Source organism: Phenylobacterium sp., assembly GCF_030693805.1.
Taxonomy (GTDB): Bacteria; Pseudomonadota; Alphaproteobacteria; order Caulobacterales; family Caulobacteraceae; genus Phenylobacterium.
On the sequence record NZ_JAUXZW010000192.1, the window covers coordinates 1 to 6,570 of the forward strand.

The 6,570-nt window shown below is 67.4% G+C and carries 9 protein-coding genes; 8 read left to right on the forward strand and 1 reads right to left on the reverse strand.

Annotation, left to right across the window (positions count from 1 at the left end):
• The first annotated feature begins 252 nt into the window (after positions 1-252).
• The 3 genes from Q8M88_RS07820 to Q8M88_RS07830 all read left to right on the forward strand — a co-directional run bounded on the left by Q8M88_RS07820 (position 253) and on the right by Q8M88_RS07830 (position 1,760).
• On the forward strand, positions 253-855 hold the full coding sequence (locus Q8M88_RS07820) for a TetR/AcrR family transcriptional regulator (RefSeq protein ID WP_305596077.1): 603 nt from the start codon (positions 253-255) through the stop codon (positions 853-855).
• Between the two features lie 63 nt (positions 856-918).
• Complete coding sequence (locus Q8M88_RS07825) at positions 919-1,560, forward strand: SDR family NAD(P)-dependent oxidoreductase (protein ID WP_305596079.1); 642 nt, start codon at positions 919-921, stop codon at positions 1,558-1,560.
• Positions 1,470-1,760 carry an SDR family oxidoreductase gene (locus tag Q8M88_RS07830; protein WP_305596081.1) on the forward strand — a complete coding sequence of 97 codons (291 nt, stop codon included), beginning with the start codon at positions 1,470-1,472 and terminating at the stop codon, positions 1,758-1,760. Before Q8M88_RS07825 ends, Q8M88_RS07830 begins: the two co-directional genes overlap by 91 nt.
• A gap of 58 nt (positions 1,761-1,818) precedes the next feature.
• Here Q8M88_RS07830 and ygiD read toward each other — a convergent pair whose 3' ends face one another.
• On the reverse strand, positions 1,819-2,589 hold the full coding sequence (gene ygiD / locus Q8M88_RS07835) for a 4,5-DOPA dioxygenase extradiol (RefSeq protein ID WP_305596087.1): 771 nt from the start codon (positions 2,587-2,589) through the stop codon (positions 1,819-1,821).
• A gap of 165 nt (positions 2,590-2,754) precedes the next feature.
• Between ygiD and Q8M88_RS07840 the strand changes: the two genes are divergently transcribed.
• The 5 genes from Q8M88_RS07840 to Q8M88_RS07860 all read left to right on the forward strand — a co-directional run.
• Positions 2,755-3,726: a metalloregulator ArsR/SmtB family transcription factor gene (locus tag Q8M88_RS07840; RefSeq protein WP_305596097.1), complete on the forward strand. Its 972-nt coding sequence runs from the start codon at positions 2,755-2,757 to the stop codon at positions 3,724-3,726.
• Positions 3,723-4,670: a methylenetetrahydrofolate reductase [NAD(P)H] gene (gene metF, locus Q8M88_RS07845; RefSeq protein ID WP_305596089.1), complete on the forward strand. Its 948-nt coding sequence runs from the start codon at positions 3,723-3,725 to the stop codon at positions 4,668-4,670. Before Q8M88_RS07840 ends, metF begins: the two co-directional genes overlap by 4 nt.
• A complete protein-coding gene (locus tag Q8M88_RS07850; RefSeq protein WP_305596091.1) occupies positions 4,667-5,734 on the forward strand; it encodes a homocysteine S-methyltransferase family protein in 1,068 nt (355 codons plus the stop codon). The genes metF and Q8M88_RS07850 overlap by 4 nt, the downstream gene beginning before the upstream one ends.
• Before the next feature lie 2 nt (positions 5,735-5,736).
• Positions 5,737-6,123 carry a hypothetical protein gene (locus tag Q8M88_RS07855; protein ID WP_305596092.1) on the forward strand — a complete coding sequence of 129 codons (387 nt, stop codon included), beginning with the start codon at positions 5,737-5,739 and terminating at the stop codon, positions 6,121-6,123.
• On the forward strand, positions 6,120-6,570 hold a 451-nt coding region (locus Q8M88_RS07860; RefSeq protein WP_305596094.1), incomplete at its 3' end, for a dihydropteroate synthase. The genes Q8M88_RS07855 and Q8M88_RS07860, both read left to right, overlap by 4 nt.

The window sequence follows — 6,570 nt, forward strand, 5'->3', positions numbered from 1 at the left end:
AGATGGATATCGCTTGGTCTTCTTCGCGATCTTGGCCATCCGGCCACGGCTCTGCTCGGTCCACATCCCGAGCTTGAATCACAGACCACGATGAAGCGGAATCACCGCTCACGCCTTTTCCAAACAGCCTCTCAGACGACATGGCCTTCCCCAGATTTCGGTGAACTGCTCGCGCCGGAAGCGCATGCGGTGAATGCTCGAAGGCGATTGCATATAGACCGGTCGCCATAATATGTGTCAATTGAGAAGTGCATGGGGAACGCGCCGAAACATCGACAAGCCATCCTGGAAGCGGCGGTGCGCCTCTTTCGACAGCAGGGCTACGCGGCCACCGGCCTCAATGAGATCCTCGCGGCGAGCGGTGCGCCGAAGGGCTCGCTCTATTATTATTTCCCGAACGGTAAAGCCGAGATCGGCTTCGCGGCCATTGAACTGGCTGCAGAGAAGGTCGCCGGCACGCTATCCGCCTTGGCCGCCGATGGAGCCCGTCCAGAGGAGATCGTCGCACGGTATCTCGCCATGGTCGGAAACTGGATGCGGCAGTCGGCATATGCGGACGGATCTCCGATCACCACAATCGTCCTTGAGATGGCGTCGCGCGACGACAAGATCCGTGAGGCCGCCGCCGATGCATTCCGCCGGTGGGCCGCGATTCTCGAGCATGCCGCGGTCGAGCATGGGTGCGAACCAACGCAGGCGGCGGAGACTGCTCGCGTGACGATCGCGCTGATCGAGGGCGCGCTCATCCAGTGTCGTGTCCGCCGCTCCGTAGACCCCCTGACCGAAGCGGCCGCGCAAGTTGAGATCCTTTTTAGCGAAACGGATCCGCGGAAAAGGTGCCGGCACGATGATTGACGCCTCGACGCCCTACCGGTTGATCCCGATCCGCCCCTTCCCTGCAAATTTGAGGACTGACGCATGAGCGCCTTCAAGGACGCCCTGTTCGACGGCAAGACCGTATTCGTCGCCGGTGGCACCAGCGGCATCAACCTGGGCATCGCCAAGCGGCTGGGGGAACTCGGCGCGCGCGTCGCCGTGGCCGGCCGCAATCCGGAGAAGGCCGCGGCGGCGGCCGCCCAGATCGGCGGTGCGGACAAGGCGATGGGGCTCTCGTGCGACGTCCGCGACTACGACGCGGTGCGCGCCGCCATGGTCTCGGTGACCGAAGCATTCGGGCCGCTCGACATTGTCGTCTCGGGCGCCGCCGGCAACTTCCTGTCGCCGGCGTCTGGGCTGTCGTCGAACGCATTTCGCACGGTCGTCGACATCGACCTGAACGGCACCTTCAACGTGTTTCGCGGCAGTTACGACCTGCTGCGCAAGCCTGGCGCCTCGCTGATCGCCATCACCGCTGGTCAGGCGGTCAACGCCAGATTGCGTGGTGCGGTCCGCCGCCTCCACGATCCGAGAGCGCGCCGTTCCAGGCGCACGCCTGCGCCGCCAAGGCCGGCGTCAACCAACTGGTTCGCGTGCTGGCCATGGAGTGGGGACCGGAAGGCGTCCGCGTCAACGGCATCTCGCCCGGCCCGATCGCCGGCACCGAAGGCATGGCCCGCCTGACGCCGACGCCGGAGGCCGCCGAGGCGATGACCCGGCGCATCCCGCTGCGCCGGTTCGGCGAGATCTCCGAAATCGCCGAAAGCGCGGTGTTCCTGTGCAGCGAGTCAGCCAGCTACTTCAACGGCACGATCCTGACCTGCGACGGCGGGTCTGAACTGGGCGATGCGAGCCCGCGCACGCTCATCGAGGGGATGGCCTGAGCGCGGCCCGCTTAAGACAGCCCGCGCTCGACGTGCGCAACGCCACTGCAGCTTTCGCCTAGCCGATCTTCACGCCCAGCATGCTGACGGCGGCGAGCGCGATCTCGTCGTTGAAGAAGGTCACCGTCTCGTCCTCACCCTGCGCGCCAAGCACATAAAGCAGCGGCAGGTAGTGTTCGGGGGTGGGGATCGCGAGATCCGCGTCGGGGCCGGCCGGCTCGATCAACGGCGCGTGGTCGAAGGCCAGCGCCGCGTCCTTGACCAGGGTGTTGAAGCGCACCGCCCAGTCGTAGTCGGGGATGCCCTGGCCGGCGGCCGACAGGTTGTGCACCACATCGCCGCTGCCGAAGATCAGCACGCCCTCTTCGCGCAGCGGAGCCAGCCTGCGCCCGAGTTCGTAGTGGAACGAACCCGGGCGGCGGCGATCGATCGAAAGCTGCACCACCGGCACGTCGGCGGCGGGGAACAGATGGGCCAGCACCGACCAGGCGCCGTGGTCCAGCCCCCAGTCGTGGTCGTGGCGCACCGGCACGGGGTCCAGGATGTCGGCGACCCGCTCGGCCAGCCAGGCGTCGCCGGGCGCTGGGTAGCGCATGTCGTAGAGCGGCTTCGGGAAGCCATAGAAGTCGTGGATCGTGCGCGGGTGCTCCATGGCGGTCACCGCGGTCTCGTCGACGAACCAGTGGGCCGAAATGCACAGCACCGCCTTGGGTCTCGGCAGCCTTGCGCCCAACGCCCGCCACACCGCGGCGTAGGCGCCGCCCAGCGCATTCATCGGGCTGCCATGACCGGCGAAGATCGCGGGCATGTGCGGCACCAGTTCACTCATGAGCAAACCTTCTGGATCATGGAGTAGGTCTGCAGATAAACGCGCACCGCCCGCCCGCGGCTCTGCCCCCGCGTTCGCTGGCGGGCGAAACTGTCGAGACGCGATAAAGTTCGGCGCCGCTGCTCACGACTTGACATAAAGACATAAAGATATCTTTATATGAACATGGCGCTGACGATGGATCAGGCGGTGGACGTACTGCGTGCGGTGGGGGAACCCACGCGCCTGCGCATCCTCGCGCTGCTGGCCCATGAAGAACTGGCGGTTCTGGAACTCGGCCGTGTTCTGGACCAGAGCCAGCCTCGCGTCTCGCGCCATCTGAAGCTGCTGGCCGAAGCTGGCCTGGTCGAGCGCTTCCCGGACGGGGCCTGGGTGTTCTACCGCCTCGTGGCATCAGGTGAGGCGAGGGAGTTGGTGGCCGAGACCCTCAGCCGCATCGATCCGGCCGATCCTGTGCTGTCCGCCGACATCGAGCGGTTGCAGCGGGTGCGTGCGGAACGCGCCAGCGAGGCCGGGGAATACTTCGCCCGCAACGCCGCGCGCTGGGACGAGATCCGCTCGCTCTATGTTTCCGAGGCCGACGTCGAGAACGCCATCCTGCGCGCCGCCGGCGACGGGCCGTTCCGCAGGCTCGTGGACCTGGGCTCCGGCACGGGGCGCATGCTGACGCTGCTGGGTCCGCGCGCCGAAGGGGCGTTGGGCCTCGACCTGTCGCAGCAGATGCTGAACATCGCCCGCGCCCATGTGGCCGACGTCGGGCTGGAACGCTGCGAGCTTCGCCACGGCGATATCTTCGGCACCCGCCTGCCGGGCGCCAGCGCCGACCTGGTGGTCGTGCATCAGGTCCTGCACTACCTGGGCGATCCCGCCGCGGCGGTGAAGGAGGCCTCGCGCCTGGTCGACCAGGGCGGACGCCTGCTGATCGTCGATTTCGCCCCGCACAAGCTCGAGTTCCTGCGCGAGCAGCACCAGCACCGCCGCCTGGGTTTCGCCGACGCCGAGATCGAGCGTTGGCTGAAGGACGCGGGCCTGGCCAAGGTCCGCAGCCACGCCCTTCCGCCGGCCCGCCGCGAGGGCCTCACCGTCAAGATCTGGACCGCGGAACGCGCGCGGCAAACGCAAAGGAGCGCCGCATGACGCCCTCGCAGACCGCACTCGGTCCTGTCGCCCGCGCCGGCGTCGGCGGAACGCCGCGTCCCAGCGTGTCCTTCGAGTTCTCGCCGCCGAAAACGCCCGAGGCCGAGGAGAACCTGTGGCAGGCGATCCGCAGGCTGGAGCCCCTGGACCCCACCTTCGTGTCGGTCACCTACGGAGCCGGCGGCTCGACCCGCGACCGCACCCACCGCACCGTGCTGCGCATGCTGAACGAGACGACGTTGAAGCCCGCCGCGCACCTGACCTGCGTGGACGCCTCGCGCGACGAGGTGGATGAGGTGGTGCGCGAGTACTGGGATGCTGGCGTGCGCCATATCGTGGCGTTGCGTGGAGATCCGCCGGGCAAGATCGGCGGCGCCTATGAGCCCCGCGCCGACGGCTACGCCAATGCGACGGAGCTGACGACCGGCATCCGCGCCATCGCGCCCTTCGAGGTCAGCGTCGGCCTCTATCCGCAGATTCACCCGGAGAGCCCGTCGATCGAGCACGAGATCGAAGTGCTGAAGGCCAAGGTGGACGCCGGCGCGACGCGGGCCATCACCCAGTTCTTCTTCGACATCGACGGCTACCTGCGGTTCATGGACAAGGTCCGCAAGGCCGGCGTCACCATCCTGATCTCGCCGGGGATCATGCCGGTGACCAATTACAAGTCGCTGCGCAACATGTCCGGGCCGATCGGCATCAACCTGCCGGAATGGCTGGCCAACCTGTTCGACGGCCTGGAGAAGGACCCTGAGACACGCCGGCTGATCGCGGCCTCCGTCGCCACCGAGATGTGCGCCCGCCTCGCCGAGGAGGGGTTCTCGGACTTCCATTTCTACACCCTCAACCGAGCCGAACTCGTCTACGCCATCTGCCGCGTGCTGGGCGTGAGGGAGCCGGCGCCGGCCGCCAAGGAGATCTTGGCCAAGGAGAATTTGGCATGACCCGCGCCGAGCGCATCGCCGCCCTGCACGCCGCCGCCCGCGAGCGGGTGATCGTCCTCGACGGGTCGTGGGGCGCGATGATCCAGAAGCGGTCGCTGACCGAGGCCGACTTCCGCGGGACGCGCTTCGCCGACCACACGGTGGGTCTGAAGGGGAATAACGACATCCTGTGCCTGACGCGGCCCGACATCGTCACCGAGCTGCACGACGCCTACTATGCCGCCGGCGCCGACATCAGCGAGACCAACACCTTCTCGTCCACGGTCATCGCCCAGGCCGACTACGAGCTGCAGAGCGCGGTGCGCGACCTGAACCTGGCCGGCGCCCGGCTCGCCCGCGAGGCCGCCGACCGCTGGACGGCGAAAGAGCCGCACAAGCCACGCTTCGTCGCCGGCGCCATCGGACCGCTGAACCGCATGCTGTCGATGTCCTCGGACGTCAACGACCCCGGCGCGCGGCTGGTGACCTTCGAGCAGGTCTATGACGCCTACCGCGAACAGGTGATCGCGCTGCACGACGGCGGCGTCGACCTGTTCCTGATCGAGACGATCACCGACACCCTCAACTGCAAGGCGGCGATCAAGGCGATCCTCGACATCCAGGACGAAGGCTACGAGGCGCTGCCGATCTGGATCTCCGGAACCATCACCGACCGCTCGGGCCGCACGCTCTCGGGCCAGACGGTGGAGGCGTTCTGGAATTCCGTGCGCCACGCCAAGCCGTTCGCCATCGGGCTCAACTGCGCGCTGGGCGCGGAGTTGATGCGTCCGCACATCGCCGAGCTGTCGCGCATCGCCGACACCCTAGTGTCCGCCTATCCGAACGCAGGCCTGCCCAACGCCATGGGCGAGTACGACGAGCAACCGCACCAGACCGGCCACTTCCTGCACGAGTGGGCCGAACATGGCCTGGTCAACATCCTGGGCGGCTGCTGCGGCACCACGCCCGACCACATCGCCCACGTGGCGAACTCGGTGAAAGGGCTGAAGCCCCGCGTCGTCCCTGAGCGCCCCAGGGCCATGCGGCTGGCCGGCCTGGAGCCGTTCGAGCTGGCGGAAGGCTGACCATGGCGACGCCGAACAAGGCGCTGGCGCTCAGCGCCGCGGAGACCGAGGCGGTGCGCGACATGCGCAGCCGCCTGAACCGCCGCGCGATCAGCGACGCGGCCCAGCTGTCGCTCGGCACGGCTTTCCTGCAGACCTGCGCGCGCATCGACATCGCCGCGTCGGAGCCGCTGCCGGTCGAGACGCTGTCCGGCGCGGCGGTGGTCAAGGTCGCGGCCGCTGCGGATCTCGCGACGTTGGCCCGCCTGGTCGCCACCTTGCGCGACGCCAAGGCTGAGCAACCCAAGACCTGGCCTGCTCTGGTCGCCGCCGGCGCGCCTCAGGCCATCCTCAGTCGCCGCCTGGCCCTCGCCGGACGCGAACCTGCCGTGGAACCCACCGCCCCATGAGACCCGTCTTCGTCAACGTCGGTGAACGCACCAACGTCACCGGCTCGGCCAAATTCCGCAAGCTGGTGGCGGAGGGCGACTATTCCGCCGCCCTGTCCGTGGCCCGTCAGCAAGTCGACGCCGGCGCGACGATCATCGACGTCAACATGGACGAGGGCCTGCTGGATTCGCAGGCCGCTATGGTCACCTTCCTCAACCTCATCGCCGCCGAGCCCGAGATCTGCCGCGTGCCGATCATGCTCGATTCGTCGAAGTGGGAGGTGATCGAGGCGGGCCTGAAATGCATTCAGGGCAAGGGCATTGTCAATTCCATCTCGTTGAAAGTAGGCGAGTCGAAATTTCTCGACCAGGCACGGCTGGCGCGGCGCTATGGCGCTGCGGTGATTGTCATGGCGTTTGACGAACAAGGCCTGGCCGTTACCTTCGAGCGCAAAACGAATATCTGCA